General features: G+C 66.8%; 26 protein-coding genes and 4 tRNA genes. 10 read left to right on the forward strand and 20 right to left on the reverse strand.

Features of this window, described 5'->3' with window-relative positions; translation table 11 throughout:
- Positions 1 to 120 precede the first annotated feature (120 nt).
- The 6 genes from ACFXIV_RS05775 to ACFXIV_RS05800 all read right to left on the reverse strand — a co-directional run bounded on the left by ACFXIV_RS05775 (position 121) and on the right by ACFXIV_RS05800 (position 2798).
- Positions 121 to 291, reverse strand: a complete 171-nt coding sequence (locus ACFXIV_RS05775; protein ID WP_379397929.1) for a hypothetical protein — start codon at positions 289 to 291, stop codon at positions 121 to 123.
- Between the two features lie 105 nt (positions 292 to 396).
- Positions 397 to 470 (reverse strand) — tRNA-Phe (locus ACFXIV_RS05780).
- 57 nt (positions 471 to 527) lie between these two features.
- Positions 528 to 601 (reverse strand) — tRNA-Asp (locus ACFXIV_RS05785).
- Between the two features lie 35 nt (positions 602 to 636).
- Positions 637 to 709, reverse strand: a tRNA-Glu gene (locus ACFXIV_RS05790).
- A 92-nt stretch (positions 710 to 801) separates the two neighbouring features.
- The gene (locus ACFXIV_RS05795; RefSeq protein ID WP_379397931.1) at positions 802 to 1467 is read right to left on the reverse strand and encodes a TetR family transcriptional regulator; all 666 of its coding nucleotides are present in this window, start codon (positions 1465 to 1467) and stop codon (positions 802 to 804) included.
- 1258 nt (positions 1468 to 2725) lie between these two features.
- Positions 2726 to 2798 (reverse strand) — tRNA-Lys (locus ACFXIV_RS05800).
- A gap of 66 nt (positions 2799 to 2864) precedes the next feature.
- On the opposite strand from ACFXIV_RS05800, the gene ACFXIV_RS05805 reads away from it, so the two are divergent.
- Entirely contained in the window at positions 2865 to 3977 is a 1113-nt protein-coding gene (locus tag ACFXIV_RS05805) for a tyrosine-type recombinase/integrase (protein WP_379397933.1), read from the forward strand.
- Positions 3978 to 4131: 154 nt separating this feature from the next.
- Positions 4132 to 4926 (forward strand): inositol monophosphatase family protein, encoded by a 795-nt coding sequence (locus ACFXIV_RS05810; protein WP_379397935.1) that lies wholly within the window; start codon positions 4132 to 4134, stop codon positions 4924 to 4926.
- A gap of 1474 nt (positions 4927 to 6400) precedes the next feature.
- Here ACFXIV_RS05810 and ACFXIV_RS05815 read toward each other — a convergent pair.
- From ACFXIV_RS05815 to ACFXIV_RS05880, 14 genes are all read right to left on the reverse strand, one after another.
- Positions 6401 to 6850: a hypothetical protein gene (locus ACFXIV_RS05815; protein WP_379397937.1), complete on the reverse strand. Its 450-nt coding sequence runs from the start codon at positions 6848 to 6850 to the stop codon at positions 6401 to 6403.
- 195 nt (positions 6851 to 7045) lie between these two features.
- On the reverse strand, positions 7046 to 8047 hold the full coding sequence (locus ACFXIV_RS05820) for a DUF2637 domain-containing protein (protein WP_379397939.1): 1002 nt from the start codon (positions 8045 to 8047) through the stop codon (positions 7046 to 7048).
- Positions 8044 to 8472, reverse strand: a complete 429-nt coding sequence (locus tag ACFXIV_RS05825) for a hypothetical protein (RefSeq protein ID WP_379397941.1) — start codon at positions 8470 to 8472, stop codon at positions 8044 to 8046. The genes ACFXIV_RS05820 and ACFXIV_RS05825 overlap by 4 nt, the downstream gene beginning before the upstream one ends.
- On the reverse strand, positions 8469 to 9146 hold the full coding sequence (locus ACFXIV_RS05830; protein WP_379397943.1) for a hypothetical protein: 678 nt from the start codon (positions 9144 to 9146) through the stop codon (positions 8469 to 8471). Before ACFXIV_RS05830 ends, ACFXIV_RS05825 begins: the two co-directional genes overlap by 4 nt.
- Positions 9143 to 10771 carry a hypothetical protein gene (locus tag ACFXIV_RS05835; protein WP_379397945.1) on the reverse strand — a complete coding sequence of 543 codons (1629 nt, stop codon included), beginning with the start codon at positions 10769 to 10771 and terminating at the stop codon, positions 9143 to 9145. Before ACFXIV_RS05835 ends, ACFXIV_RS05830 begins: the two co-directional genes overlap by 4 nt.
- Before the next feature lie 5 nt (positions 10772 to 10776).
- A complete protein-coding gene (locus ACFXIV_RS05840) occupies positions 10777 to 11445 on the reverse strand; it encodes a hypothetical protein (RefSeq protein ID WP_379397947.1) in 669 nt (222 codons plus the stop codon).
- Between the two features lie 42 nt (positions 11446 to 11487).
- Positions 11488 to 11997 carry a hypothetical protein gene (locus tag ACFXIV_RS05845; protein ID WP_379397949.1) on the reverse strand — a complete coding sequence of 170 codons (510 nt, stop codon included), beginning with the start codon at positions 11995 to 11997 and terminating at the stop codon, positions 11488 to 11490.
- Positions 11998 to 12026: 29 nt separating this feature from the next.
- Complete coding sequence (locus tag ACFXIV_RS05850) at positions 12027 to 14150, reverse strand: hypothetical protein (protein ID WP_379397951.1); 2124 nt, start codon at positions 14148 to 14150, stop codon at positions 12027 to 12029.
- Positions 14147 to 14923, reverse strand: a complete 777-nt coding sequence (locus ACFXIV_RS05855; RefSeq protein WP_379397953.1) for a hypothetical protein — start codon at positions 14921 to 14923, stop codon at positions 14147 to 14149. Before ACFXIV_RS05855 ends, ACFXIV_RS05850 begins: the two co-directional genes overlap by 4 nt.
- On the reverse strand, positions 14920 to 15330 hold the full coding sequence (locus ACFXIV_RS05860) for an RRQRL motif-containing zinc-binding protein (RefSeq protein WP_379397955.1): 411 nt from the start codon (positions 15328 to 15330) through the stop codon (positions 14920 to 14922). Before ACFXIV_RS05860 ends, ACFXIV_RS05855 begins: the two co-directional genes overlap by 4 nt.
- The gene (locus ACFXIV_RS05865) at positions 15327 to 15593 is read right to left on the reverse strand and encodes a hypothetical protein (protein ID WP_379397957.1); all 267 of its coding nucleotides are present in this window, start codon (positions 15591 to 15593) and stop codon (positions 15327 to 15329) included. The genes ACFXIV_RS05860 and ACFXIV_RS05865 overlap by 4 nt, the downstream gene beginning before the upstream one ends.
- Entirely contained in the window at positions 15590 to 15760 is a 171-nt protein-coding gene (locus tag ACFXIV_RS05870; RefSeq protein ID WP_379397959.1) for a hypothetical protein, read from the reverse strand. Before ACFXIV_RS05870 ends, ACFXIV_RS05865 begins: the two co-directional genes overlap by 4 nt.
- On the reverse strand, positions 15760 to 16086 hold the full coding sequence (locus tag ACFXIV_RS05875; RefSeq protein ID WP_379397961.1) for a hypothetical protein: 327 nt from the start codon (positions 16084 to 16086) through the stop codon (positions 15760 to 15762). Before ACFXIV_RS05875 ends, ACFXIV_RS05870 begins: the two co-directional genes overlap by 1 nt.
- Entirely contained in the window at positions 16086 to 16304 is a 219-nt protein-coding gene (locus tag ACFXIV_RS05880) for a DNA-binding protein (protein WP_379397963.1), read from the reverse strand. The genes ACFXIV_RS05875 and ACFXIV_RS05880 overlap by 1 nt, the downstream gene beginning before the upstream one ends.
- A 204-nt stretch (positions 16305 to 16508) precedes the next feature.
- On the opposite strand from ACFXIV_RS05880, the gene ACFXIV_RS05885 reads away from it, so the two are divergent.
- The 8 genes from ACFXIV_RS05885 to ACFXIV_RS05920 all read left to right on the forward strand — a co-directional run bounded on the left by ACFXIV_RS05885 (position 16509) and on the right by ACFXIV_RS05920 (position 26102).
- Positions 16509 to 17333 (forward strand): GntR family transcriptional regulator, encoded by an 825-nt coding sequence (locus tag ACFXIV_RS05885; protein WP_379397965.1) that lies wholly within the window; start codon positions 16509 to 16511, stop codon positions 17331 to 17333.
- Positions 17334 to 17335: 2 nt separating this feature from the next.
- A complete protein-coding gene (locus ACFXIV_RS05890) occupies positions 17336 to 18574 on the forward strand; it encodes a hypothetical protein (RefSeq protein WP_379397967.1) in 1239 nt (412 codons plus the stop codon).
- 371 nt (positions 18575 to 18945) lie between these two features.
- The gene (locus ACFXIV_RS05895; protein ID WP_379397969.1) at positions 18946 to 19530 is read left to right on the forward strand and encodes a DUF937 domain-containing protein; all 585 of its coding nucleotides are present in this window, start codon (positions 18946 to 18948) and stop codon (positions 19528 to 19530) included.
- A gap of 210 nt (positions 19531 to 19740) precedes the next feature.
- Positions 19741 to 20727, forward strand: a complete 987-nt coding sequence (locus ACFXIV_RS05900; protein WP_354830944.1) for an acyl-ACP desaturase — start codon at positions 19741 to 19743, stop codon at positions 20725 to 20727.
- Positions 20728 to 20883: 156 nt separating this feature from the next.
- Positions 20884 to 21657: an alpha/beta fold hydrolase gene (locus ACFXIV_RS05905; protein WP_379397971.1), complete on the forward strand. Its 774-nt coding sequence runs from the start codon at positions 20884 to 20886 to the stop codon at positions 21655 to 21657.
- Between the two features lie 4 nt (positions 21658 to 21661).
- Positions 21662 to 22483 carry a hypothetical protein gene (locus tag ACFXIV_RS05910; protein ID WP_379397973.1) on the forward strand — a complete coding sequence of 274 codons (822 nt, stop codon included), beginning with the start codon at positions 21662 to 21664 and terminating at the stop codon, positions 22481 to 22483.
- Between the two features lie 72 nt (positions 22484 to 22555).
- Positions 22556 to 23704, forward strand: a complete 1149-nt coding sequence (gene dusB, locus ACFXIV_RS05915; protein ID WP_379397975.1) for a tRNA dihydrouridine synthase DusB — start codon at positions 22556 to 22558, stop codon at positions 23702 to 23704.
- 244 nt (positions 23705 to 23948) lie between these two features.
- Entirely contained in the window at positions 23949 to 26102 is a 2154-nt protein-coding gene (locus ACFXIV_RS05920) for an LCP family protein (RefSeq protein WP_379397977.1), read from the forward strand.
- Positions 26103 to 26183: the final 81 nt, after the last annotated feature.

Consider the following 26183-nt stretch of genomic DNA (forward strand, 5'->3'; position numbering starts at 1 on the left):
CACGGTGACCTTCAAGGCTTACCCTCCCGCTTGGTCGTTTTCTGGCTACGAAACCGTACCTGGTCAACCTGAGTGCCTCGTGAGCGCACCGAACAGCGCGTCACCCCCGTCACTCCGGCGTCAGTCGTCCTCTTGGTCCGCGCGCCGATTTCGTTCCCGCACAATATCCAACGCCCGCTCCGCTGTCGCCTTATCCGGATAGGGCCCGATCCGATCGCCGACCCAGCAGGTCTTCCCCTGCTCCGCCTTCTGATGGGAGATGCAGTAATACCACTGGTTGTCCTGAGCCATGGGGTCCAGCATTCCACCAAGATCAGACCCACAGGTCGAAAAACACGCGGAGAGCCCGGGAATGCGGAAAGACCCCGTCCGAGGGACAGGGTCTTCCAGATCCGGTGGCCAAGGCCGGGATCGAACCGGCGACCTTCCGCTTTTCAGGCGGACGCTCGTACCAACTGAGCTACCTGGCCGTAGGCACCCGATTCGAATGCCACGCTATACCACTTCTTGCCATGCAAGGAGTCTTGCGACCCTGACGGGACTCGAACCCGCGACCTCCGCCGTGACAGGGCGGCGCGCTAACCAACTGCGCCACAGGGCCTTGCTCTTGCTCCGACAACGATGTTTCCATCGTTGTACCCCCTACGGGATTCGAACCCGCGCTACCGCCTTGAAAGGGCGGCGTCCTAGGCCGCTAGACGAAGGGGGCCCGCCGGATTTCTCCGGACCGTTTGCTCAACGGCTTCCGTTGGGAGCGGAGATAGCTTATGACAGGCTCCGCGTGATTCCCAAATCAGCTGGTCAGAGTCCCAAGTTGAGATCTTCGAGCCGGGCGGACACCCGCCAGCCGGTGCGCCGGAACTCCTCGGTCCACTCCGGTGTCGTGGTGGCTTCCACGATCACCTCGAGCGCCTCGGCGAACCGGGCCCGCAGATCCACCGGTCCCGCCAGCACATCGGAGATATAGCGCTGGCCCGCCAGCGCCGCCGCCAAGGTGCGGGTGAACCGGTCCGGATCCGAATCCGGGCGCAGTTGTTTGTGCTCGGTCGCTTTCACCGCGAGCTGCCGGATGGCGCGCCCGAGGATGCGGCCGCCGCCGGCCTGGATGTCGCGGTAGAACTCCGGCTCGATGATGAGCCGGAACTCCGCCTGGATGATGATGTCGTTCTCCAGCCGCAGCGCGATCTCGTCGATCATGCCGTGCAGCACATCCAGCGGACCGAGATCGGTTCTGGCGAGCCACCTTTCGGTCGATGCCCGATAGCGGTCGACCGCCGCATCCAGCACCGCACGAGCCAGGTCCTCCTTGGAGTCGAAGTGAAAGTACATGGCCCCCTTGGTCGCCCGGGAACCTTCCAATATGCGGTTGAGCGAAGCAGCGGCATAGCCGCTCTTCCCGAACTCAACGGCGGCGGACCTGATGATCGCCGCGCGTGTCCGGCGGGCCCGCTCTTGCTGCCGTGCCATGCTCGAAACGCCTCCGAAGCTAGCTAACCGTCGCCGACCGCCGCGCGGCCTCGACGCAAAGTTATGTGTCTTTCAAATACTTCAAAACGGGCTTCGCCCGGAATTACCAAACTTTCGGTACGGAAAAGCGCGAAAAACTTGAAACACACCAACAGGTATAGTTTTTCCCGCCCGGGTGCACCACAGGGGGTGCGCACCCGGGCGTTCACGTCGTCCTGGTCCGCCTCCCCGCAGCTTCATCGTATTGGAGCCGCGATCGGCCAGACCGGTCGCGACACGTTCGGGCACATCAACGATAAGCCGAATCCCGTGCCGCCGGGGCAATCCCGGTTTCTCGGGAATTCACCAGTCGGTCACCGTACCCGGAAAGCGCACCCAGCGTGAGGTGTACCGGAGAGTCAGTTAGCCAGCACACCCCCTATCGAATGCCGCAATTCCCCAGCAATCGTAAGGATGATTGGTTCGAATCGACGAATTCGCCCATATCCCACCGATGTTCGGCCGGCCGATCGCCGCCGCGATGCGCTGTCCACACCGACACCGCATCGCCGCCGAGCCGCCGCCCCCACGCCCGCGCCGACTCCGACCGGTTTCCCCCCCGCTCCAAATAGCTTGCCACACATCACCATTGGATGATATTCACACTCCAGCGCAACGAAACAAACTGAGTGGCAAGGCGATTGCCGGACCCCTCGGCACCGGCAATCAGCGCCCGCTTACCGGGCCGTCCGGAACCCGTCGGGCAATGGACACGGCGAAACCACACCGCCACCCCACCCCGCCCACACTCCGCGCCGACCCCGACCCGCCCCCGGGTCCACCTTCTCGCGGTGCCGCACCGACCGGTCCGCACCCTCACAGGGCCACATCGTCCCCCCAACCGACCGCCTCGGCTCCCCGAGCCCCGCCGATCGGCACGGCCCGTCACCCCAACGGCACACCGCGTCATCCCCCACCCGGACGCCGCCGGTTCCCGCGGTTCCCCGCCGCGCGCCCGCGCCGCACCGGCCCGGACCCCGACGGCGCATCGTGACCTGCGCAAATACCGTCTGCCAGAGCGCAATCGGATACTCGTTTAACACTTATGGGGTCGGCCCATTAAACTGACGTCCCGCACGCCCCTATAGCTCAGTTGGTAGAGCTACGGACTTTTAATCCGCAAGTTGCAGCGATTCTAGCTGCGGAAACGCTAGGATCATGGGGCATTCATGGGGCACACACGAAGAAGGGGCACCCGTAGGTGCCCCTTTACTGGTTGTGCCCCCTGTAGGACTCGAACCTACGACCTAGAGATTAAAAGTCTCCAGCTCTACCAACTGAGCTAAAGGGGCTTGGCTGGGACAGACTACAACATGCCCCACGTCTGCCCCACATCGTTATCGACGGAGCGTGACGATATGGCATGGGCCGAGAAGCTTCCCAGCGGCCGCTATAGAGGCGTCTATCGAGGCGCTGGAGGCGAGAAACAGCGACTCCCGGGCACTTTTGCCCACAAGGCCGACGCAATCCGCCAGGCGGGCAAGGAAGAGGTCAACCATCGGGAGTCGCCTAGACCCGCCGACGCCGGAAAGCTCACATGGGGCGAGTGGGAACCTCGATGGCAGGCCGGCCGGATTGTGGTCAAGAGCACAGACCGATCCGACCAAGGACGGCTGCGCGATCATGTCCGTCCGCGGTGGAAGAGGGTCGCGCTGCGCGACATCACCACCGATGCGATCCAGCTATGGGTCACCGACCTCGCGAACGGGGGCATGGCCGCGTCAACCGTCGCGAAGTGCTACTACCTCCTGAGCGCATCCATGAAGGCGGCCCACAAGGCCAGAGCGATCGACTCGAACCCTTGTAAGGGCATTGTGCTACCCAAGCCTGGCCCCATGCCCGAGCGCTATCTGGACGACAGCGAAATTTCAGCAATCATAGAATCCATGAGCGATTTCGATCAGCTCGTGATGGAAGTGCTACTCGGCACTGGGATGCGGCTCGGCGAAGCCATGGGGCTGCACTGGGAGAACGTAGATCTCAAGCGGTGCCTGATCTCGATCGAGTGGGCGTACGATCCCGTTGCGCAAGAGATGAAGTCCCCCAAGGATCATGAGCGCCGCGCGATTCCCATCGGCGCAAGTCTGACTCAGCGGCTACGCAGACACCTTTCGCAAGTCGGCGTAGGCAAGCCTGCGCCCTCGCCAGTCAAGTACCCGCGGAACGCCCGCGTCCATTCAGCCCTTGTTCTTGCGCACACCGAAGGCCGGCCGTTCGATCCATCCAATCTCCGGAACCGATTCGACGCCTCAGTCCGGATTGCGCATGTCGGTAAAGGTAAGAGCCGTCACCAGATTGGACACGTGCGACTCCACGACCTTCGCCACACCTACGCAAGCCGGTTGTTAGAGAACGGAATCCCCATCGAGGAAGTCTCGCGGCTGCTGGGGCATGCGAATATCACGACCACGATGCGCTACGCCCATCGCGCAAAGTCCCAGTGGGACAACGTACGTGCGGCGCTCGGCTGACTCCTCGTCAACCGACCAGTTCGGGAAGAGGCGTGCGATGAGGAACCCGGTCGGTACCTCGTGTTGCATGTGCGGGAACGGGCTCGGGCCTGGTCAGAGCGTATTGAACACACGTCATCGCCGCCCTCCTCTGCCCCTGGACTAGTCTCACGGCGTGATCGATGAAGTGGCGCAAGTCCTCGTCTGCGCTGCCGAGACGGCGATCTTGCCTCGATTCCGCCGCTTGGCCGCCGGTGAAGTGGCGGAAAAAGCGCCGGGAGATCTGGTGACCGTGGCTGATCGTGAAGCCGAGCAACTGATTTCACAGGGGCTGCGAGAGATCCTCGACATCCCGGTAGTCGGGGAAGAAGCTGTCGCCCATGATCTGTCTCTGCTCGCAGCGCTGGGCAAGCCAGCATGCTGGCTAGTGGATCCCATCGATGGCACATCGAACTTCGTGGCTGGGCGCCGCGAATACGCGGTGATGGTGGCGCTGCTCCGCGGCGGCATGCCCGTAGCCGGGTGGATCATCCTGCCGGAGACAGGACAGCGATACATCGCTGAGCGCGGTTCTGGGGCATTCCGAGACGGTGTCCGGCTCTGGCGACCGCCCCCACCCGCAGAGGTCGAGCGTCTACGGGGCGCCGCCCCAACGAAGCGCTTAGACAGGCAGGAAAAAGCGCGGCTGTCAGAGGTCGGCAGAAGGTTCGCGAACTTGGGACCAGGCGCCTTGAGCGCTGGGGTCAACTACACACGACTACTCGACGGCGACCTCGATTTCGTGCTGTACCAGCGGTCACAGCCATGGGATCACGCTGCTGGCACTCTGCTCCTAGCCGAAGCTGGCGGCACTTCCCTACGACCAGATGGGGCACCATACCGACTCACCGAGAGCCCAACCAGCCTGCTGCTGAATGCGGCGGACCATGCTTCCTGGCAGGCAGTACAAGGCGTGCTGTGGCACAACTAGTTGTGGTTTCTATTCGGATTTGGGGCGTTCGAGGACTTCCAGCCGTCCGGCCCGGAACCAACCCTGTCTCCCACGCGAGACGGCGGCCCACCTCTTCGCCGGATAACGTATCGTTCTGAACCATCACCGATCGGTACGGTCCGATCCGGATGCCTACCAGCGCTTTTAGCCGGATCGGGTGGCGCGGTTTTTGCCGCGCATTCGTGGCCAAAGACGCGGCAACCGCCACTGGTCGCGAAGATTCTTGCCGCAAAGTAGCTGTCACGGTGCCATCAAGTTGCTGAGGTGATTGACGCATTCGTACATGGCGGTGATCTTGGTCGTTTGAGGGCTGCGGTAGACCAACACAACGCGCGCGGGTGCACCCTCCTCTCTCTGTGCAGGCCTGCTCCCGGCGAGGGCGGGGGTCCGGCGGGCAGCGCCCCCGCGCGCAGCCGTCAGGCTGCGGACATGTCCGGAGTGGAGCGCGTGTCTGTGGTGGTGGGGTTCCTCTCCGCTTGGCCTGGGGCGTCTCGATCACACGGGTGGCGGCCGTCAAGGGTGGCGCTTGCGCCATCGGCTTGCCGACGCCGTAGGCGCCCTTGATGGCCGGTACCCGTGTGATAGCCCCAGAACAGGCCGAGCGGTGAGGTGCCCCGCCACCACCTGCCGAGCGGAACGCAGGCGCGAGCGCCAGCTCGCGGTACCCCATCGGATGGTGCCACGCGCTACATCACTGCGCCGCTACACGAGTCAGCGTCCCACGTCCCCGCCGGCACACGCGCTACACCAATTGACCATCACGCACAGCCGCGTGCCCTAAACCGCAGCCTAGGCAGACGACGCCACCACAACCACCGTCTCTCAACACGACCCACTCGCAAACTTTCCGATACCTACCCAACGCAACCACTTCTTTTTCTCTCTACCACCACACCACCCCTCCCCTACTTGATCTTTTTGATTTCTGATTGCTCCCCACCCCCACCCAGTCCGACATCTCGTCGATCACGAAGTGGGTGATGAGATGTCGGACTGGGTGGGGGTGGGGAGTGAGCAGAAATCATGCCCTTCGCCCCAGTTCAGAGGAGGGTTGGTGTGGTGGTAGAGAGCGCCACTGGGTAGCACACTCGTGTGCTACCCAGTGGCTAGCTTTGTGCCGGGGTTTTCGCGCCGCCGACCAGGTCCCCCAACACCAAGATCGACTGCTGCCAGCCGATGCCGGAACATGAGCAGGGCCCTTCCTCGGCCGGACAGTGTGTGCCCGGACAGCGGGTTGTTCAAGGGCGCAACTGCGTTGCGTCGCCTGACGGCGATGGCCTACGGCCACCCTTGAGCAACCCGCTGTCCGGGCACGAAAAGCCTTCGGAGGAAGGGGCCGGGGAACAGTCGGGGAAGAATAGAAGGCCGGGATCACGACCAGCTGAGGGGCCGTGAACACGACAGAGCCCCCGGTCCGTTCATCACGGGCCGGGGGCTCTGGTGGGTTGGATCGTTAGGCGGCGGGTGCGATGTAGGCGCCCAGGTCGTAGATGCGGCCGTAGCCGCCACCCTCGACCGGGCCGACGTAGAGCAGGCCCTCTATCCGGCCGCCGATCACTATGCCGCCGGCGCGGGCGCGGCGCACACCCACGCTGATCGCGCGCTGCACGTCCCGGTCAAGAGTGATCGCGCGCAGCCCGTCGTCCTGCTCGTCGTCGCGGGCGTCGGTTTCCAGGATCAACTGGCTATCGATCACCGGGTCACCGCCCGCGGCGGCCATCGGTTTGCGGTTGACCCAGAACAAGGGCTGGCCCTGACTGTTGTGGCGGTGGCGGCGCACGACCGAGACGATCTCGCCGGTCACCCCGTCCCCGGGCTGCACGTCCTTGCCGAACGGATTACGGGCGCCGGCGCCCATCAGCTCGGCGTTGATCTGGTCCAGGTCGGTCAGTGCGTTGGTCATGGTGTCCTCCAATGTGTTCGAGGTGGAAGGGAATTGGGGGGCAGGGCTTGCTGCCTGCCCCGTAGGGCTGTGCCTGTGTGGCGGTGGAGGCTCGCGGGTCAAGGGTGGCCGTTCGGCCATCGCCGCCCCGCGACGCTGTGTGCCCTGGACGCGGGCGGGACCGCCGCACACCCTCCCGCATCACCGGGCGATCGATCAGCGAACGACTTGCAGCACCACCTCCGTCTCATCGATGGGGCCCGGATCCTCGTCGGTGACACCGTGCTCGGCTTTCAACCGCTTCACCCGCTTGCCCACGTACCCGTACGACAGACCGGTCGCGGCGGCGATATCGCGCAGGCTGGCGCCGGCCGAATGCATCGCCCAGATGGTCGCGTCCCGCTCTTCGGCAGAGGTCTCCGTGTCCTCGCCGGACTCGGAGCCGTGTCCTGGAGACGGCAAGGACACAGCGGCTGTGTCCTGGGTGTGTCCTGCCGCGGGCGAGGACACAGTCGGGGACACGGGGGTGTGTCCTGAGGACACAGCAGGAGACGGGGCTCGCGGAGCCTCGAAATCCGCTGCGGGAGCGGTTCGCTCGGCGATACCTGCGGGCGCGGTGGTCTTGAGTGCCTGGCCGAGTACCTCGATCAGGATCGTCAGGCCGTGCATGACGGCCATCGCCGCGATCGGGGCCGCGCCCGCCACAATCGCTGCCGCCCAGCCCTTGATGGTGCGTTCGGGCGACATCCAGGCGTGTGCGCCGTTGCCGACCAGGCTGACCAGCTCCGACATGGCCAGCATCCACCAGAAGAACGCACGCTGACCGGGCTCTACGTCCGCGCCGCCCTTCTCACGGCGCTTCAGCACGACCAGCGCGATAGCGGCCTGGATCAGCGGGCCGTCCACGATGACCGGGGCACCCCACGCCAGCCACGAGGTGATGCCCGCGGCTTGTGCCAGCCCGTGCAGGGCGATAGCTGACCATCCACTCGCGGCGGTCAACACCGAAATCACCGCGATGAGAGCCGCCGTCTCGACGTGATCGCGGGCGGGCTGGTTCTGCCGCATTGTGTCCTCCTCTGTGTCCTCGAATCGGTTCGGTGTGTCCTGCCGGGCGGGGTCCGTGTCCTGCTGCGCGCCAACCGAATCGGAAGGACACGGCGCGGGGGCGGGATCCTCGCCGGAGGACACGGTGAGCGGATGGTCAGCCGTGCTCATCGGTCGTATCCCCCTCGGTCAGCCGATGCGGTCCACGGGCTCCACGCCGGCGGGCGGATCAGTCGTTCCTGCTCGGCGTGCAGGGCGTGCCCGGCCAGCTGATCCAGGGCGTTGTCCAGATCGCTGGCCAACTCCCGGTTACGGTCTTCCAGTTGCGCGGCGTGATGCTCGGCGGCATCGCGGCCCGCGACCGCGGCGGCCAGCTGCTCCTCCAACTCGGCGGTCCGCTGATGCGCCGCGATCAACCGCGCCTCAAGGTCCCCGCCGCCCAGAGCTTCCGGCGACGGCCGGACCATGCTCGTGGACGTCGACGCCGCCGGCCAGGCCGTACGGACCGGCGACCGCGGGCCCGCCGGCCGCGCGACCAGATCGTGCGCGCCGAAGCTCTGGGCGGGCATCGTCGCCTCGATGGCCGGGGCGCTCACCGGTCGAACCCGTCGCGCTCGGAGTTCGCCAGGTGCGCGGCCAGCGCGTTACCAGGCTTGTAGTCGGCCAGCGGCGACGGCGTGCCCACGCCCGATTCGGCGCGTTCCTCGACGCGGGTGACGTAGTGCGAGGACAACAGCCCGTGCTCGTCACGTTCGATGCCGTGCTCGGCGATGTAGCGGGCCTGCTCCTCGCTGCGGCGCCGGATCGGCGACAACTCGGCGGTGTCGAACTTCTCGATCTCGGCGTCGATGTCGCTGACCTCGCTCCAGCGCAGCGTGGCGTCTTCGAGGTGGACCCACTCGCCCACCCACCGCTCATCGGTGAGCCACGGACCCGCGTATTCCATGTAGGCGATGTCATCGGCGGGGTCGTAGTCCCAGCTGTTGTTGTGGCTCCCCCACGCGTGCATGAAGTCCGCGCGCATCTGCTGCTCGGTCTCGGTCACGATCGCTCTGGGTGCCTGCTGGGGGTGAGTAATGTCGTTCATTGGTTCGGTGTCCTCTCGATTGGATGTTGTGGTGATGTCGGGCCATCGGCCGTGGCCGGTCAGATCGCGTGCCTGCGCCTGACCGCGCCACGTCACCGGGTCCATGCCGGGCGGTGCCTCGCCCGGCATGGACGGCAACTTCTCGCCCTGCAGAAAAGGTGCGGATTCGGCGTCGCCGTTCACCGCTCCATGCCTTCGCGGTCGTGGCCGTTGCGGGCGACAGCATCGGCGAGGGTCTGGCCGTGCTGGTAGTCGGCCAGCGCCGACCGGCCCGGCTGTCGCGCTGCGGCTTTGGCCTGCTCGGCCTGCCGTTCCGGGCTGCCGAACCGCTCGTGCGCCGGCGTGCGCTCGGCGAGTTTCTGTACCGCCTCGTCACGCTCGCCGCGCAGTGAGTCACGCTGACCGAGCAGGTGGTCACGCTCGGTGGTCAGCAAGGCCATCTGCCGCGTCAATGCGGCGTTCTGGTCGGTCAGGTCGCCGTTGTGTTCGATCGAGAGCCGATGCCTGGTCGTCAGCGAATCGAGCTCGCCGCGCAACCGATCACGTTCTGCGGCAGCCGATTCCCGCGGCGGCTCGCCACGCTGCCGTCCGGCGTCGCGCTCGGCACCCTCACGCCACTGGGCCACCTCGTCGACGAGGAACTGCCGACCGCCCTCGGCCTGGAAGACCGGTTCGTGGTGGCCGTTGCCGTCGTGCTCGAACGCCGAGACCAGCACCACCGAGTCGGCTTTCGACCGAATCTCGTTGAGCTGGTTTTCCGTCCACGCGACGGCCGCGATCTCGCTGTCGTGACGGGCGTGCACGTTCTGGACGCCGTTCCCGCCCTCGGGCCAGTAGGTGAGAAAACTGTTGAACCGGCCGCTGTCCCGCGCGCCCGTCTCACGGGCCTGCGCCGGCGGGTCACGGTGGACCTGTCCGGCCAAGGTCCGTTCCCGCAGCATCGCCTCGCGAGCGTCGAGCTGATCGGCCACGATCTCCGGCCGGCCCGACTCGCTGTATTGCGTTGCGGCACCGTCCCTGTCGGTGATTCGCACCGCCAGCGTGGTGCCCTCGGTCCACAGCGAGCTATCGACGCTTCGCGCCATCCAAGCCGTCGCCGCATGCTCGGTCGGGAGTGCTGTGACATCGCTCATGCCGATCTCGCCCCGGCTACTGGTCCAGATCATCTCCGCCACGTAGCGGGACTGATCCGGTTGGGCCTTCTCGATCCGGGTGAGTTCCCGCTGCTCCCGATTCGCGCGGCGCGCCGCGTCCAGGCTCACATCGAACCCGGCCCGCTCGGCCTCGGCACGCTCACGCACAGTGGCGGTTTCGCGGGCCACCCGTGCCCGGTAGCGCAGGGCTTCGATGCCTTTGACCTTGTGAGCGCGGCTGAACAGGTTGCCGGTCTCGTACTCCGGGAACATCGTGGCCGCGTCCAGCCCGTCCAGGGCGATGCCCTGCTCGGTGCGGGTCAAATGGTCGTTGCCGATGAACTGGGCCGCCATGTCGTCGCGGTGCTGGGCCAGATCGCGGGCGTCGCGGGCACGGCGGTCGTGATCGACGCTCGGATCGGCTGCCCGGTGCGCGACCGCGGCGCTGTGGGCGCGGTAACGGTCCACGGCCTGGCTGGTCCAAGTCAGGTTGTCGATACGGGCCTGGGCCTGCTCGCGCTGCTCGGCCCGGAGCAGGCGGCTGATTTCCTTGCGCGCCTTGCGACGTTCCAGCCAGCCCGTGGCCTGGGTGTGCCGCTTCATCGCGGCCATCATCGCGGCGCTGAATTTACGTGCCTCGCCGACGATTTCGTCGACAGCGCTGTGATCGGACATGGTTTCTACTCCTCAGTGGTGGTGTCGGCCAGGGCAGCGGGGCCGGAGAAATCCGGGTACGACACGTACGACGTCGACGGCTCGCCCGCGGCGACGGTCTGTGCCACGTCGGCGGTCGTGGTGCCGCGCGCCGGCACAGGCGGCCATTCGTCTCGGTGGCTGCTCACGTACTTGCAGGCAGCGTTGTAGCGGGTGCGGTCCAGCAGCGACATGTCCTCGATGTGGCGGCTCTGGAATTCGCTGCGCAGGGCATCGACCTGCGGGCCCCATACTTCGGCCTCGCCGAACACGTACGTGCCGTCGCCATCGGCGATCTCCGCGCGCTTGCGGGTCTTGGCGTAGCGGATTTCGCTGATCAGGTCGCGGATCGACAGCTCCGACAAGGGCATCTGCACGACGAATTTGCCCTGCACACTGAGCAAGTCGGGGCGGAACTTGGCGCGGATCTCGGCCTGTTCCTCCTCGGTCTTGCGGGCCTCGGCGGCGTGCGTCTCGGCCTGGCCGCGGCGGATCCGGTCGTATTCGTCGCGCTCGCCCGGGGTCATCCGCCAGCGGGCGATGGCGTCGAGGATCCGGGTATCGATGTCGTTGTCGAGAAACGTGATGGTCGCGAAAGTCGCGATCACCCCGCCCGTGATGCCGAGTGCGGCGGCGCGGAAGTCGTTGTTGTTCATGGCGTTTTCCTTCCAATCGGTGTCATTGAGGGACCGGATCCGCTACTGCGGTCCGGGGTCGGTGGAGGTGCGGCGGGCCTCGTAGACGCCACGCCGCTCGGACAGGCGGGTCACCCGCTCACGGAGCCCGGCGTAGTTCTCGACGGCAACGCCAGCGAGCATGCGCACCGAGTCGACGGGTCCGGGGCGCCCGGCGCAGTGCCACCACGCGAACGCCGCCAACGCCAGCACGTACAGCGACAGCGGCCCGGGCAGTGGCAGTACCGCAACCGCGGTGGTCGCCGCGAGCGTGGCTGCGACGGCCGGGCCCCAGATCCGCAGACTCTCGCGGGTTTTCGTGAGCCGGGAGACGTGCGGGGCGACGGTGCGGCCGACCGTTCCGCCGTCCGGGACGACCGGCACCATCTGCGCGGCCAGCTGCGCGGCGGCGCTGCCTTGCATGTCGGCGGTGAGCGCTTCCAAGATCTGCTGCTCGTGCGCCTGCTCGGCGGCGCTACGCCCGCCCAGCTCCTCGCCGTGGTCCTCGGGCTCGATCGGTTTCGGGGAAGACATGGTCATAACTCCTTCTGGTGCAGTGGGTTTCAGGCCGGACGGCGCTTGTTCAGATCAATGACCGGGGCCAGCTGGTCGGCGCCGGCGGTCTCGGGTTCGGCGAAATCGGAGATGCCCGGCAGCGGGCGCACACGCTTGAGCTCGCTGTCATCGAGCGGGCTCACCCGGCCCCAGCGGGCGCGACCACCGGAGACCTGCACGACATCGCCCTTGGTCATGGCGCGCATACGGTTCGGGGGCAGCAGAAATTGGTCCGAAGGCTGGACGTTGCCCTCGTCGCCGTGGCGGTTGCCGCCGATCAGCTTGCGGCTGTGCTCGAATTTCGGGCGGGTGCCGTAGACCTTGGACAGGGTTTCCGGGTCGGTGGAACGCCCAAGCAGGCTGCCGCCCGACGCCGCGGCGACCAGGGCCGCACGGTTGTCGTCGTCGTGGCCCAGGCCCTGCCAGGACTGCGCGATCCACCACGATCCGATGCCGGCCTTGCGGAGTCGCTCGACCCATTTCACCGCGCGGGTCTTGCCGTCGGAGACCGCCGAGTACTCGTCGACCACCATGAACGAGGCGCGGCCGTGCTGCTTGTCGGCCAGCTGCTCCAACATCGTTCCCAGCGCACCGAACTGCGATCGCGCCCGATCAGGAGTTTTCACACCTTCGAGCACGATGTAGATCAGATCGAAGTCGGTCAGCTCCTTGTCACCGTCGAACGCGGACCCGAGTGACCGGTACAGGTTCGCGAATTCGGCTCGCGCGCTGTTCATGACGGGCTGTTTGCCGTCGATCGTGGACGCGATCTCCATGTCCACGCCCATCACGCCCGCCCACGGAACCACCCCGGCCTCGCCGCCCCACAGCCTCGACAGCTTCTCCACATCGAAGCGGGACAAGAACTCCAGCCAGCTGCGCGGCGGGTTGTGCCCGACCGGCGTCGGCACGCCATTGATCAGATCGACCCGTGCCGGGGCGTCCACGATCAAATGGATGAGGGTCTCGCGGATCTCGTGGAAGTACTTCTCGGTGTCGGTCGTCGGCGTCGAACCACCGGAGACCATCGCCGAGAGCACCGACCGCAGATCGTCCACGATCACCCGCTGGACCTTGACCGGCAACGCATCGAAGTCCGACCGCGGCCACATGGTCAGCGAGACATCATCGGGGAAGACGCCGATCCGGTCGGGACGAACGCCCAACGCGGAGAACCACTTCCGCATCTTGGCGGCGGTCTTGCGCGACTCCGGGCCGCCGTTGCAGTCCACCACGATGACCAGCGGGCGGCCGGGCCGGTCGTGGCGCCACCACTGCCGATGCCGCGTCCACGTGGTCACGAACCAGCTGAACAGCACCCGCAGCATCAGCGTCGTCTTGCCAGAACCGCTGGAAGCAACTGTGGTCATGTGCTCGGCCACGTTGATCCACGGCAGAATCAGGCGAGTCTCGTTGCGGCCCATCAGGGCTCGCATCGTGCTCGACGGCGGAGCCTGGTCGGTTTCCAGCGACAGCCGCCCGATCACCAGCTCCGGGTTCAGACCACCGGTCGTGTACGGCAGGCGCCGACGCGAGAGTCGAGCCGCGGCCCGCTGCTCACGTTGCGCCTGGACATACAACGCCCGCTCGGTCCGCGCCGGGCTCTTGAGCCCGACCGTGGCCAGCTGCACCCGCCGGTTCGTGTAGAACAGCGTCGCGAGCATCCACGCCGCCGGGATCAGCAGCGGAGCCATCCCGAACATCCCGCCCACGAACTGGCCAGCCAGCCATTCGTGTGCGGCCTGCCCGAAGTCGTGGACCGGGGCGAACACGTCCCACGCCCACAGCGCGGCAGCGCCGGGCATCGCCAGCACCGATGCGAACATCCAGTTCCGCAGCCTGGCCGGTTTCCAGCCCAGCAGCGTCGCCGGGGCCACGATCGCGACCATGCCAGCCAGGACCGTCACCAGACACGCAGCGCCCAGGAGGGCGTGCTGGCCGACGCTGTCCCAGTGCCAGGCGGAGAAGTCCGGCAGCCAGCCCAGCGGGTCGTGCTTGATCCCGATCGGCGGCATCTCCGGATGCACATGGATGCCGGGCTGTTCCGTCGTCTGCGGTGCCGGCACGGGATCGGCAGTAGGTGTCGCGGTGGGTCCGCAGTCGTCGGGGGTAATCATCGGAGTGCAGGTCATGATCCGACCGCCTTTCCTTCGTCCTGGTTCGTGACCTGGGTGGTTTCGTGATCAGCGGCGCCGCCCGCGATCACCCGGAGCCCGGGTCGCGCAGCGGGAGAAGACGGTTCGGCCTGTCGCTTGGCCAGGAACTCGTCCAGATCGAGCAGGGTCAACTTCGGCCCCGCAGACACATCCAGGCCCGCCGCCGCAGTCCGGATCACGTTCTTCACCGCGTCCCCGCGGCAGTAGTAGGTAAGCCCCGCGCAGTCCGCCTGCTTGGCAACATGCAAGGCTTGGAACACCGAAGACCGGGCTGCCGCAATGCTTTTCGCGGTCAGCTCGACCTCGACCGCCCACAGTTCGCCTGTGCTGGTGAGGTAGCGGCCATCGTGGATGTGCGGGCGGGCCTGCCCGGCGGCCACCAGCCCGACCTCGGCCCGCAAAGCACGCTCGGAGATCCAGCGGTCCAGATCCATCCCGGTTAGCGCCAGGCGCAGCTGCAACACGGCCTTGGTGTGCGCGGCCATCTTCGGGGTCGGCACCCAGTAGCGCACCGACCTGTCCAGCAGTGCTTCGCACGCCGACTTCGTCGGGTACACCCACGCCGATCCGGGCACCGGCCGCACGCGGTTGGCGCTGATCATGTGGGCGTTCTGCCACTTCGCCACGATCCGGTAGGCCCGCGACCGGCTCACGCCCAGCATGGTCACCACCAGATCCAGTGGCGCCCCGTACATCTCGGCGAGGATCGTCAGCACCACCATGTCGCGCGGCGAGAATCGAATGCTCATCGGTCCATCCCTTCCCGTTCAGCACCGCGGGCCATCGCATCGGCCAGGGCGTTGCCCGTGCCCGCGTATCCCGCGAGAGCACTGGTGGATGCGCCCCATCCCGAGTCCTGCTCGGCGGCTTCGTCGAACTCGCTGCGGTCGACACCGTGGCGCTCAGCGGCTCGCAGCTGGTGCTCACGGGTCGCTTTCGCCAGAGCCGCCAGCTGGGCCTCGGTCGCGGGCCGCTTCGGCGCGCTCTTGCCAATGTCGAAGAGGTGCGCCACGTACTCACGCCCACGCCGCCGATACGGCAACTTGCCCGCGATGTCCTGCCCATTCGGGCGCAAACCCTCGGCAGCAAGCTGGCGACGAGTCCGCAGATGCGCTGGCGCGGTGCGCCATTGGTAGGTCGGAATGCCCTCGCTCATCGCTGAGCCCCCGCCTGATCGGGCACCGGGGTGAGCTGCGCGCGGGGGATGCAGTCGGTGCGGACACCAACCTCATCGGCGCGGCAGACGTTCGGCGAGGGCCGATAGTGCTGCTGCTGGACCCACGCACCGGTGCATCCGGCCATCGCCACCAGCAGCGCCCCGGCCAGCAGAATCAACCGAAAGCCCAACGGCAGCAACGCCATCCCGAACCCGATGCCGCGCACCACCGCCACATCCGTACGAACAACCGGCTCGATCATCGCCCCATCCCCCTCGGGCGGGGACGGCTGGCGACCCGAACGAACCACCGCACACCGAACACGATCAGAAACGCGCTGACGATCACGCTGAAGACGAATCCGGGCGCGGCGTAGAAGGCGATCACGATGGCGACGAAAACGAACGGCAACAAGGTCAGCCGGTTCATCACGCCACCGCCCCGGCATCGGTCGCCGAATCATGCTCAGGCGCAACCGAAACAGGCTCCGTAATCGCCTGCGCGGCCAGCGCATCGGCAATACCGGCGTCCACCAGGTCACGCAGCAGCATCGCCTGTTCCAGCGTCAACTGCATCGACATGCGACCGCGGCCGGGGTGTTCGTCCTCAACCTCTACACAGACCTTGTCGACGCTCTCGGCGTAGCGCACCCGAAACGAGCCCCACACCGACGTACTCATGCGAATCGCGTCAACGCCGACCGCGTACCCGTGCTTGTCAACCTGCGACACGTGATTGCCCATGTAGTCGCGCATCAGGCACCGATCCCGGTCTCGTTCAGGGGGCGGACCAGCGCGAGAACCTGGTCACGATCGACCTTGATCAGTCGCGGACCGACCTGGAAGCCCTCCAGCAGACCGCTGTCGACCCAACGGCGAATGGTTCGGGGATGAACTCCGCCGGCCAAGTCGGCCGCGTCACGAAGGCTGATCAGCGTCTTACGTGCACCGAATGAACCGTTCCGTCTGCTCATGAATCCCACTCCTCTGTCAAATCAGTACGACATCAGATCGTGTATCTGATGTCTTCAATGTTAGATCTGATGTCGTCTGATGTCTAGACATTCGTGCGTTTTTCATCACAAACGGGCGTTTACCGCAGGTTCGCCCAACCCAGATGGGTTGCACAGGTATCAACTGATAGGTTCGGTTGACCACGACAGAGACAGGAGGGCTACGTGGACATCACCGGCGACGCGAAGCACCGTCAGATCGCGCGCGAGATCCGCAACGAGATCGAATCTGGTCGGTTGCGACCAGGCCAAAAGTTGCCAAGCACGCGCGTACTGGCCGAGCAATTCGGCGTGAGCGTTGCGCCGATCAACGACGCGATGGCCATCCTCGAGGAGGAAGGGCTGATTGTTAGCCGACCACGCTCCGGGCGGATGGTCAGCGACACCGCCACTCCTGGAGTCCCGCGCCCACGGCGAGGACGGCCTCAGGTGATCTACGTCGGCGGCTACGCAGGTAGTGGAAAGACGGAGTTCGGCCGGATCCTGGCGAAAATGACAGGTTGGGCAATGCTCGACAAGGACACCATCACCAGGGCGGTGGTCGACACAGCCCTCGTGCAGCTAGGCAGCACCGTCGCCGACCGCGAATCACCGATCTACCTGAATCACGTACGGCCTGCTGAATACGAGTGCCTTGCCGCGGCAGTTCGGGAGAACGTCGGCTGCGGAGTATCCGTCATCACCACTGCTCCGTACATCGAGGAGTTCAGGTCCGAAGCATGGTTCCGCCGCACCGCTGCCGAGTTGGACTCGATTGGCGCTGACATGGAAGTGGTCTGGATCCGATGCCAGCCAGATTCGATGCACTCGTACATCACCCGTCGCGGCGCGGCCCGAGACAGTGGGAAGCTCGCCAACTGGGACGAGTACGTGCGCGGCCTCGACATCACTTTCGAGCCCCCCTGGCAGCACACCATCATCGCGAATGACCCCGATTCGCTGCCTCTGCGAGAGCAGGCGCAGGAACTACTCAAGCCCCTTCAGGGCTGAGCATGGACATCGCGATCGCAATGTACGGCCCGCCCGCGGCGGGCAAGGACACCGTGACGGCCGCACTCGCCCCGTTCGGTAAAGAGTTCCGCCACTACCACCGCATGAAGGTCGGCGCCGGCCGCACAGCGGGATACCGGATGGCCTCACCCGACGACCTCGACCATCTGTTATCCGCAGGTGAAGTCATCTATTCGAACAGTCGATATGGCTCGACCTACATCATTGATCGAGCTGAGCTGAACAGGATGTTCGGTGAAGACCAGATTCCGGTCCTACACGTCGGTCAGCCGGAGGCTATAGACGCATTGCAGGCTGCGGCACCGTCGACTCGGTGGGTCGTAGTCGAACTATGGTGCCCGCGTGATGTCACCGCATCACGAGCGGCTGCCCGAGGTACTGATGACGTCACTGAGCGCCTGGCAGCTTGGGATGCAACTCCAAGACTCCCTCTCGCGGACGTGCGAATCGATACAGCGTCAGTCGGGCCTGATCGGGCTGCTGGCCAGATCGTTGACGCAGTTCACGCCGCCAAGTCCTCCATCGTCGTTCCTACGATGCACCTCGTACATCCAGACGGAACGCCGGATATGGCGGCTACACGCCGTCATGCATCGGCAGCCGCTGCTGGGTGGGTTGACTTCTTCCTAATCAATGGCTCGACAACGGCAGGCGGTGAGCTAACTAGAACCGAGCGCACTGCCATCCTCGATATCTGGCTGGAGGCGGTCGGCCCTGGCCGACTACTCGCCTGTTCCTGGTCTGCCGATGACCTCGCGACCGCCGCCGATCGTCACGTCAGGCCAATGGCAGTGCTGCAGGCTGACACTCGATTAGCCGCTGCACAGTTTCTGGAGGCGTTGCCGACTGGATCAACGATCTACAGCCATCCGATGTTCGGCAGTACGTTTGACGCCGAACTTGCTGCCAGTGCCCGCAGTACAGGCCATCTGCCATCCGGCGGGAAGCTCGCCAAGATCTCGTTGGCTGAAATCACCGAGATCCGGCACGCTGCACCCGAATTCGCAACGTGGGACGGCTCGTCGCGCCGAATCCGAGAGTCGATCGACGCTGGCGCTGTCGGTGTCGTCGCCACGCCACTCGCCGCCTCGCTCACAGACCTACCGCCGCGTAGCCTTGTGCAGATTCAGCGCGCTGTCGACACTGTGCAGGCCAAGCTTGACGAATTTCCGGACCGGCCGACGAAGCGCAGTTGGCTGCTAGATCAGATCCGGAACTAACCCATCGGAAGCCCCGGCGTGGGGCAAATCTGCGATCGGAGTGGGGCACATATGGGGCAAGCAGGTGTATCGGCGTGTACTCTCATGTCACGTAAGTAAGATCCGAAACTCCTACAAATTAGCTGTACAGAAGACATTCCGTGTCACGGATGTTGACGCGTGTCCAGGGATTTGATAGGAGCCGGTGGGGACGGACTTTTAATCCGCAGGTCCCAGGTTCGAGCCCTGGTGGGGGCACTCCCATGCGAGGGGCCCGGAACGATACCTCCGGGCCCCCGCCACATCCGCGAATCTGTAGCAATCTGCCCGGAGTTCACCTACCGTGACCGGAGCAGAGCTTTTCCCGGGAACCATCACCACAGGCGGAGTTCATGAATTCCTTCGATGACCTGCTCTCCAATGTCCCGGTCGCGCAGATCGCCGAGAGGCTCGGCGTCGACGAGGCGACCGCGAAGACGGCGATCGATGCGGCCGTCCCCGTGCTACTCGGCGGCTTCCAGGCACAGGCCGGCAACCCCGAGGTCGGACTGAACCTGGAGAACGAAGTCGCCGGCCAGCCGCACGGCCTGCTCGACGGCGGTGTCGACATGGATCAGGTGGACGTCTCCAACGGCAGCCAGATCGTCGATCAGACCTTCGGCGCCGAGAAGAGCACGGTGATCAGCGCTCTCGGTAATGTCGGCGGCAACAACATCAGCCAGGACCTGATGGGCAAGCTGCTCCCCATGCTCGCGCCGATCGTGCTGGCCTACCTCGGCAAGAAGGCCCTGGGCGGAGGCGACGGCGGGGCCGGCCAGTCCGGCGGCGGGATCGGCGATCTGCTCGGCAGTCTGCTCGGCGGCGCCACCGGTGGAAACAGTGGCGGCGGTCTGGGCGACATACTCGGCAAGGCGGTCGGCCAGAACGCGGGCAGTGTGCTCGGCAACGTGCTGGGCGGGCTACTGGGTAAGAAGTAATCGGGCATCTCGACCGGATGCGCGGCTAACGAACCACGGCCCGCGGCGATACACCCGTCGCTGTGGGCCGCTTGTCATATGACATCTCTCACCTACGCCGCAATGGCGCACATGTGAGTTTCACATCACCCTACGGTCACGTAAGGTATGGGCGCGGCGGCAGGCCGGCGAGGGTACGACAGCACGACGCACGACACGAAGGGCACACGTATGGCAAAGGATCTGACTCAACTCGAGCTGCTGACGGAGTTGGAGCCGGTTGCCGAGGAGAACGTCAATCGCCACCTCTCCCTGGCCAAGGAATGGCACCCGCACGACTACGTGCCGTGGGACGAAGGTCGAAACTTCGCCGCCATGGGTGGTGTCGACTGGGATCCGGAACAGTCGAAACTGAGCGAGGTCGCCAAGGCGGCCATGATCACCAATCTGCTCACCGAGGACAATCTGCCCTCCTACCACCGTGAGATCGCCGAGAACTTCTCCCAGGACGGGGCCTGGGGCACCTGGGTCGGTCGCTGGACCGCCGAGGAGAACCGGCACGGCATCGTCATGCGCGACTACCTGGTCGTGACCCGCGGCGTCGACCCGGTCGCCCTCGAGCAGGCCCGCATGATCCACATGACCAACGGGTTCGCCTCGCCCACCGAGGAACTCGAGCAGCTGTCGAACAATGCCGGCTTCCTCTACTCGGTCGCGTACGTGACCTTCCAGGAGCTGGCCACCCGCGTCTCGCACCGCAACACCGGCCGCGTCTGCGACGACCCGATCGCCGACCGCATGCTGCAGCGCATCGCCGCCGACGAGAACCTGCACATGATCTTCTACCGCAACATGTGCGGTGCTGCCCTCGACCTGTCGCCCGACCAGACCCTCGAGGCCATCACCCTCATCCTGGAGAACTTCCAGATGCCAGGCGCCGGCATGCCCAACTTCCGCCGCAACGGCGTGCTGATGGCCAAGCACGGCATCTACGACCTGCGCCAGCACCTCGAAGAGGTGGTGAACCCGGTGCTCAAGAAGTGGCGGATCTTCGAGCGCGACGACTTCACCGCGCGCGGCGAGGAGATCCGGGAGCGCCTGGGCACCTTCCTCGAGAAGCTGGGCAAGGACGTCGTGAAGTTCGAGGAGCAGCGCGACCGCATGCTGGCCCGCGAGGCCGCCAAGCGCGAGAAGGAGCTGGCCGCCACCGGCAGCTAGCGACTGCGGGCTGCGGCCCGGACCCTCCGAGCGAATCAGACACGGCCCCTCCGGATTTCGATCCGGAGGGGCCGTTTCGCGCCCTGCGCGCGACTCACAGCAAGCTCACCGGGATTCCGCAGCCGGGTCCAGGTCTGCGGGCCCGATCATGACTGCATGAGCCTCGACACCCGGGTCCGCACGGCGAATGTGGTGCTGCTGCACGGGCAACCGGGCGATCGGTCCGACTGGGACGCGGTCACCGCCCGGCTGCCCGGATCGCTCACCGCGCTGGCCTTGGACCGCCCCGGATACGGTGACAATCCGGAACCGGCGGGATCCATCGAGGACAATGCCCGCTGGCTGCTCGACCGGCTCGACCACGAGGGCATCGACAGTGCCGTCCTGGCCGGACATTCGTACGGCGGGGCGGTCGCGCTGGCGGCCGCGACGCTCGCGCCGCACCGGGTGCGCGGACTGGTACTGGTCTCCAGCGTGGGCCCCGGCTGCCTGACCGCCTGGGACGAACTGCTCGCCGCGCCGTACGCCGGCACCGCACTGGCATTGACCGCGTGGTCGGTGCTGCCGTGGCTGGCGCGCAAGGGCCTCGACCACAGCCCGGCCGGGACCGCCGCCGGGACCGCGCTCGCGCTGCTCGCCGGCGTGCACCACCGGCACGGTCCGGTGTGGCGCAGTTTCCTAACCGAACAGCGCGAAATGTTCGACACGCTGGACCGGTGGATGGCGCGGCTCGCCGACATCCTCGTGCCGGCCTTGATCCTCGCCGACCCCGCCGATAAGGTCGTGCCGATCTCCACCTCCCACACACTGTGCGAGCAGTTGCCCTGTGCCCGAATCGATCTGATCAGTGGGGGTGGCCACCATCTGCCACGACGGCTGCCCGGCGCCGTGGCCGCCCGGATAGGTGACTTTGTCGACTCGTTGGACTGAACCGATGCGCGGCACCCTGCTGGCCGTGCGGGAACGCGCGCTCACCCAGTTCCACACCGAGCGCCGCCATCCCGCCCCCAGCCCGATCGAGCCCGGACGGCCGCTGTGGCGGCAGGTCGCGGGCGAGGTGCGCTGGTCGTTCACCCCGCCTGCGCTGTGGCTCGAGGGCATCGGCGCGAATGTGGTGCTGTCCGGGCTCTTTCTGCTGATCTCGCCGCTCACCCTGCACAAGCACGGCTGGGTGGTGCTGGTCGGCGTCTACTTCGCGACCTTCGTGCTCGCCGACGTCACCACCACGAATGTGCTCGGCGTGGACGCCGACCGGACCCGGCTGAGCCTGGCCGCCGGGGTGCCGGTGCAGCGCATCCTGCTGGTGAAGAACCTCGCACTGCTGATCATCGTGGGACTGCCGACGCTGCTGGCCACGGCCGTGCTCACCGCCAAGACCAGCGCGCATCCGATGCAGCGGGCCGGGGTTTCGGTCGCCGATGTGGCGCTGCCGATCCTGGCCTGGCTCGGGGTGGGCAATATCGTGTCGGCGCTGCTCGCGGTGCCGCCCCGCGCGCTCGGGCAGCGCTGGGCCGCGCGCCGGGACTGGCGCAGCACGCTGCCCTGGCTGACCCACCTGGTCCTGCCGTACGGGCTCTACTACTTCGTCGCGCCGATCGACGGCGAGCAGCGCGCCATCCTCGGCCACCACCTGAGCCGCTCGATGCCGGGCGATCTGCGCAGTGCGATCCACCTCGGGGTCGGGCTCGCGGTGTGGCTGGTCGGCACGGTGCTCGCGGTCGCCGTGGTGCGCCGCCGCGGCCTGCGCATGTGGTGACCCGTGTGACCGGGGGCACTGCGGGCGGTACGCGGCTCTGGCCGCGAGCGCGCGGATGAGAGACTGGACGACGTGACTGCCTCGCTCGAAGCCCCCAAGACCGAGCTGCGGATCGGGCCCTACCCGCTCGATCCGCCGGTCGTGCTGGCCCCGATGGCGGGCATCACCAATGTCGCCTTCCGCACCCTGTGCCGCGAATTCGGCAGCGCCACTTCGCTGTACGTGTGCGAGATGATCACCGCCCGCGCCATCGTGGAGCGCAACGAGAAGACGCTGAACATGATGGCGTTCGGGCCGGACGAGTCGCCGCGGTCCATGCAGCTCTACGGCGTCGACCCCAAGACCCTCGGCGAGGCGGTGCGCATCGTTGTCGGCGAAGGCTGGGCCGACCACATCGACATGAACCTGGGCTGCCCGGTGCGCAAGGTCACCCGCCTCGGCGGCGGGTCGGCGCTGCCCTACAAGCGGCGGCTGTTCCGCGAGATCGTGCGCGAAATGGTCACGGCCGCAGGCGATGTGCCGGTCACCTTCAAGTTCCGCATCGGCATCGACGACGAGCACCACACCTACCTCGACACCGGCCGCATCGCCGAAGCCGAAGGCGCCGCGGCGGTTTCGCTGCACGCCCGCACGGCCGCGCAGCTGTACTCCGGGCAGGCGGACTGGTCCGCCATCGCCCGGCTCAAGGAGACCGTGACCAGCATCCCGGTGCTGGGCAACGGCGATATCTTCACCGCCGACGACGCCCTGCGCATGATGGCCGAGACCGGCTGCGATGGCGTGGTCGTGGGTCGCGGCTGCCTGGGCCGGCCCTGGCTGTTCGCGGAGCTGAGCGCCGCCCTGCGCGGCGAGCCGATTCCGGAGGGCCCGACCCTCGGCAAGGTCGGCGAGATCCTCTACCGGCACGCCGCGCTGCTCGTCGAGCACGACGGCGAAGACAAGGCCATGCGCGATATCCGCAAGCACATGGCCTGGTACCTGATGGGCTTCCCGGTGGGGTCGGCGCTGCGCCGGCAGTTCGCCACCGTGACCAGCCTGGCGCAGATCGCGGATCTGGTCGGTCAGCTGGAGCCGGACGTGCCGTTCCCGGCCGACGCGCTCGGCCCGCGCGGACGCCAGGGTTCCCCGCAGACCAAGGTGGCCCTCCCCGACGGCTGGCTCGACGATCCCGAGGACGCGACCGTGCCCACCGCGGCCGACGTCATGCACAGCGGCGGCTGAGTCAGCTACAGCGGCGGCTGATCGCTCCCTGTTTCGAGTTCGATCCGATCACCGCCCGGCGCAGCTCCCGGGCGTTGTGGCGATGCCCTGGCACACTTTGCGAAGCGTGCCCACCCGGGTGTGCGACATACCCGACAAAAGCGGAAAAACCGTCCTCACCTGCGGTGGACATATGTTCGAGTGGTCCGTCGTGGCGAAATCGTTATCATGGCCCTCGGCATCAGAAGCAAAGTGAGGTTCGTTGGTGGGTGACGATCGGTACGGGCGTACGCCACGACCCGGAGGTCGCGCCCCCTGGGAGCGCTACCCCGCGGACGGGGACGATCCGGCGCGCACCGGCCGCCGCTCCCGCCACACCGACGACGCCGAACCCGCTGCCGCCGCACCCATTTCGGTCCAGGACCTGGTCGAGCGCGTGGACAGCGAACGCCAGACCCGACGCCGGCGCCGCGCCGAACCGGAGACTCCGAACGAGCCCGCGGCCGAGGCGAGCCGCGAAACCCCCGGGCCGAACGGCTCGGCACCCGTGCCGCCGCAACCGGCAGCCCCACCGGCTCCCGTGCCCGCCACCGGATCACAGCCGGCGGCCTCGACCGGCGCGCAGCCCGCGGCGAACACCGGGTCCCAGCGCACCGTGCGCGACACCAGCCACCTGCGCCGGGTCGCGAACGCACCCGGCAATCGCGGTGCGCGCCCGGCCGACCCGACCGCGGATCCGGTCACCGTGGAACTACCCCCGGTCACCGATACCGCGCCGCCACCGGCCGCACCCGGCGCGGCCGCCCGCACCCGGGCGCTGCTCGCGCGAAAGGTCGAGTCGCCCGCCGATTATCCGACCACCGCGCTCCCGGCCGCCGTGGGACCCGCACCGGCCAAATGGGTTTCGAGCACGCGCCGCCGCCGCAACCGGCGGCTGCAGCTGGCCGGCCGTGCCACGCTCGCCCTCGTCGCCGTCATCGCGCTCATCGTGACCGGCACCGGCTGGAGCTACCTGCGCGCCAAGGACAACAATTTCCAGCAGGTTTCCGCACTCGACGACAACTCACCCGACGTCGTCGACGCCGACGGCCAGACCGGTGACGAGAACTTCCTCATCGTCGGCACCGACACCCGTGCGGGCGCCAACGGCAGCCTCGGCGCGGGCAGCGTCGACGACGCCGAGGGCGCGCGCTCCGACACCGTCATGCTGGTCAACATCCCGGCCAACCGGGCCCGCGTGGTCGCCGTCTCCTTCCCCCGCGACCTGGACGTCTCCCGCCCGGTCTGCGAGGGCTGGGACAACGACAAGGCCGCCTACAGCGGCGAGAAGTTCCCCGCCGCCGACGGCGACAAGCTCAACGCCACCTACGCCCTCGGCGGGCCCAAGTGCCTGACCAAGGTGATCACCAAACTGTCCGGCCTGAAGATCAACCACTTCGTCGGCATCGACTTCTCCGGCTTCGAATCCATGGTCGACGTGGTCGGCGGCGTCGAGGTGTGCACCACCAAGCCGCTGGTCGACGAGATCCTCGGCACCGTGCTCACCACGCCGGGCAAGCAGGTCGTGAACGGCTCCACCGCACTGGACTACGTGCGCGCCCGGCACGTGTACGGCGAGGAGCGCAGCGACTACGACCGCATCAACCGGCAGCAGCGGTTCCTGTCGTCGCTGCTGCGCAGTGCGCTGTCGAGCAAGGTGCTCTTCGATCCGGGCAAGCTCAACGGCTTCATCGATGCCTTCGCCAAGCACTCCTTCATGGACAACGTCACCACCAAAGACCTGCTGACACTGGGCCGTTCGATGCAGAAGATGCAGGCCGGGGCCATCACCTTCCTGACCGTCCCCACCGCGGGCACCACCTCCTACGGCAACGAGATCCCGCGCGAATCGGATATCAAGGCCATCTTCCGCGCCGTCATCGACGACCAGCCGCTGCCCGGCGAGAAGAAGACCGACCCCCCGCCCAGCGCCAGTGCCGCGCCCGCGGCCAAGCCCAAGCTGGCCGCGGTGGATCCGAGCACCTTCTCGGTGCAGGTGTCCAACGGCTCCGGCCAGGCGGGCATCGCGAGCACCACGGCGACCAAGCTGGCCGCGCAGGGCTTCCAGATCTACAGCACCGGCAACTACGCCGACGGCACCTCGCCCAGGACCAAGGTCCGCTATTCCAGCGGCCACGAGGCCGAGGCCGGGACGGTGGCCAGCGCCATTCCGGGCGCCATCCTGGAACCGGCGGGCGGGCTGGGCAGCATTGTCGAAGTGGTCGCAGGTTCCGATTTCACCGGCACTGTGAAAGCGCCCACCGCCTTCGGGCAGCCGCTGCCCGACACGCCGAGCGACTCCGGCGGACCCAGTGCGGCTCCGGTCACACTTCCGTCCGATCTCGAGCACGTCAACGCCGCCGACGACCTGTGTAAGTGACCGCGCGTCCCACTGGCCACAACTGCGGCATCGGCGCTGGAACCGACCGCTACCGACGGTTAACCCGCAGTTGGTGACTTG

Origin of the sequence: Nocardia sp. NPDC059236 (assembly GCF_042754085.1) — a bacterium.
Classification (GTDB): domain Bacteria; phylum Actinomycetota; class Actinomycetes; order Mycobacteriales; family Mycobacteriaceae; genus Nocardia.

Coding starts and splice junctions, on each gene's coding strand:
- ACFXIV_RS05775 (WP_379397929.1), bottom strand. CDS start 291: ATGGCTCAGGACAACCAGTGGTATTACTGCATCTCCCATCAGAAGGCG.
- ACFXIV_RS05795 (WP_379397931.1), bottom strand. CDS start 1,467: ATGGCACGGCAGCAAGAGCGGGCCCGCCGGACACGCGCGGCGATCATC.
- ACFXIV_RS05805 (WP_379397933.1), top strand. CDS start 2,865: ATGGCATGGGCCGAGAAGCTTCCCAGCGGCCGCTATAGAGGCGTCTAT.
- ACFXIV_RS05815 (WP_379397937.1), bottom strand. CDS start 6,850: ATGACCAACGCACTGACCGACCTGGACCAGATCAACGCCGAGCTGATG.
- ACFXIV_RS05820 (WP_379397939.1), bottom strand. CDS start 8,047: ATGAGCACGGCTGACCATCCGCTCACCGTGTCCTCCGGCGAGGATCCC.
- ACFXIV_RS05835 (WP_379397945.1), bottom strand. CDS start 10,771: ATGTCCGATCACAGCGCTGTCGACGAAATCGTCGGCGAGGCACGTAAA.
- ACFXIV_RS05840 (WP_379397947.1), bottom strand. CDS start 11,445: ATGAACAACAACGACTTCCGCGCCGCCGCACTCGGCATCACGGGCGGG.
- ACFXIV_RS05845 (WP_379397949.1), bottom strand. CDS start 11,997: ATGTCTTCCCCGAAACCGATCGAGCCCGAGGACCACGGCGAGGAGCTG.
- ACFXIV_RS05850 (WP_379397951.1), bottom strand. CDS start 14,150: ATGACCTGCACTCCGATGATTACCCCCGACGACTGCGGACCCACCGCG.
- ACFXIV_RS05855 (WP_379397953.1), bottom strand. CDS start 14,923: ATGAGCATTCGATTCTCGCCGCGCGACATGGTGGTGCTGACGATCCTC.
- ACFXIV_RS05860 (WP_379397955.1), bottom strand. CDS start 15,330: ATGAGCGAGGGCATTCCGACCTACCAATGGCGCACCGCGCCAGCGCAT.
- ACFXIV_RS05865 (WP_379397957.1), bottom strand. CDS start 15,593: ATGATCGAGCCGGTTGTTCGTACGGATGTGGCGGTGGTGCGCGGCATC.
- ACFXIV_RS05870 (WP_379397959.1), bottom strand. CDS start 15,760: ATGAACCGGCTGACCTTGTTGCCGTTCGTTTTCGTCGCCATCGTGATC.
- ACFXIV_RS05875 (WP_379397961.1), bottom strand. CDS start 16,086: ATGCGCGACTACATGGGCAATCACGTGTCGCAGGTTGACAAGCACGGG.
- ACFXIV_RS05880 (WP_379397963.1), bottom strand. CDS start 16,304: ATGAGCAGACGGAACGGTTCATTCGGTGCACGTAAGACGCTGATCAGC.
- ACFXIV_RS05890 (WP_379397967.1), top strand. CDS start 17,336: ATGGACATCGCGATCGCAATGTACGGCCCGCCCGCGGCGGGCAAGGAC.
- ACFXIV_RS05895 (WP_379397969.1), top strand. CDS start 18,946: ATGAATTCCTTCGATGACCTGCTCTCCAATGTCCCGGTCGCGCAGATC.
- ACFXIV_RS05900 (WP_354830944.1), top strand. CDS start 19,741: ATGGCAAAGGATCTGACTCAACTCGAGCTGCTGACGGAGTTGGAGCCG.
- ACFXIV_RS05905 (WP_379397971.1), top strand. CDS start 20,884: ATGAGCCTCGACACCCGGGTCCGCACGGCGAATGTGGTGCTGCTGCAC.
- ACFXIV_RS05910 (WP_379397973.1), top strand. CDS start 21,662: ATGCGCGGCACCCTGCTGGCCGTGCGGGAACGCGCGCTCACCCAGTTC.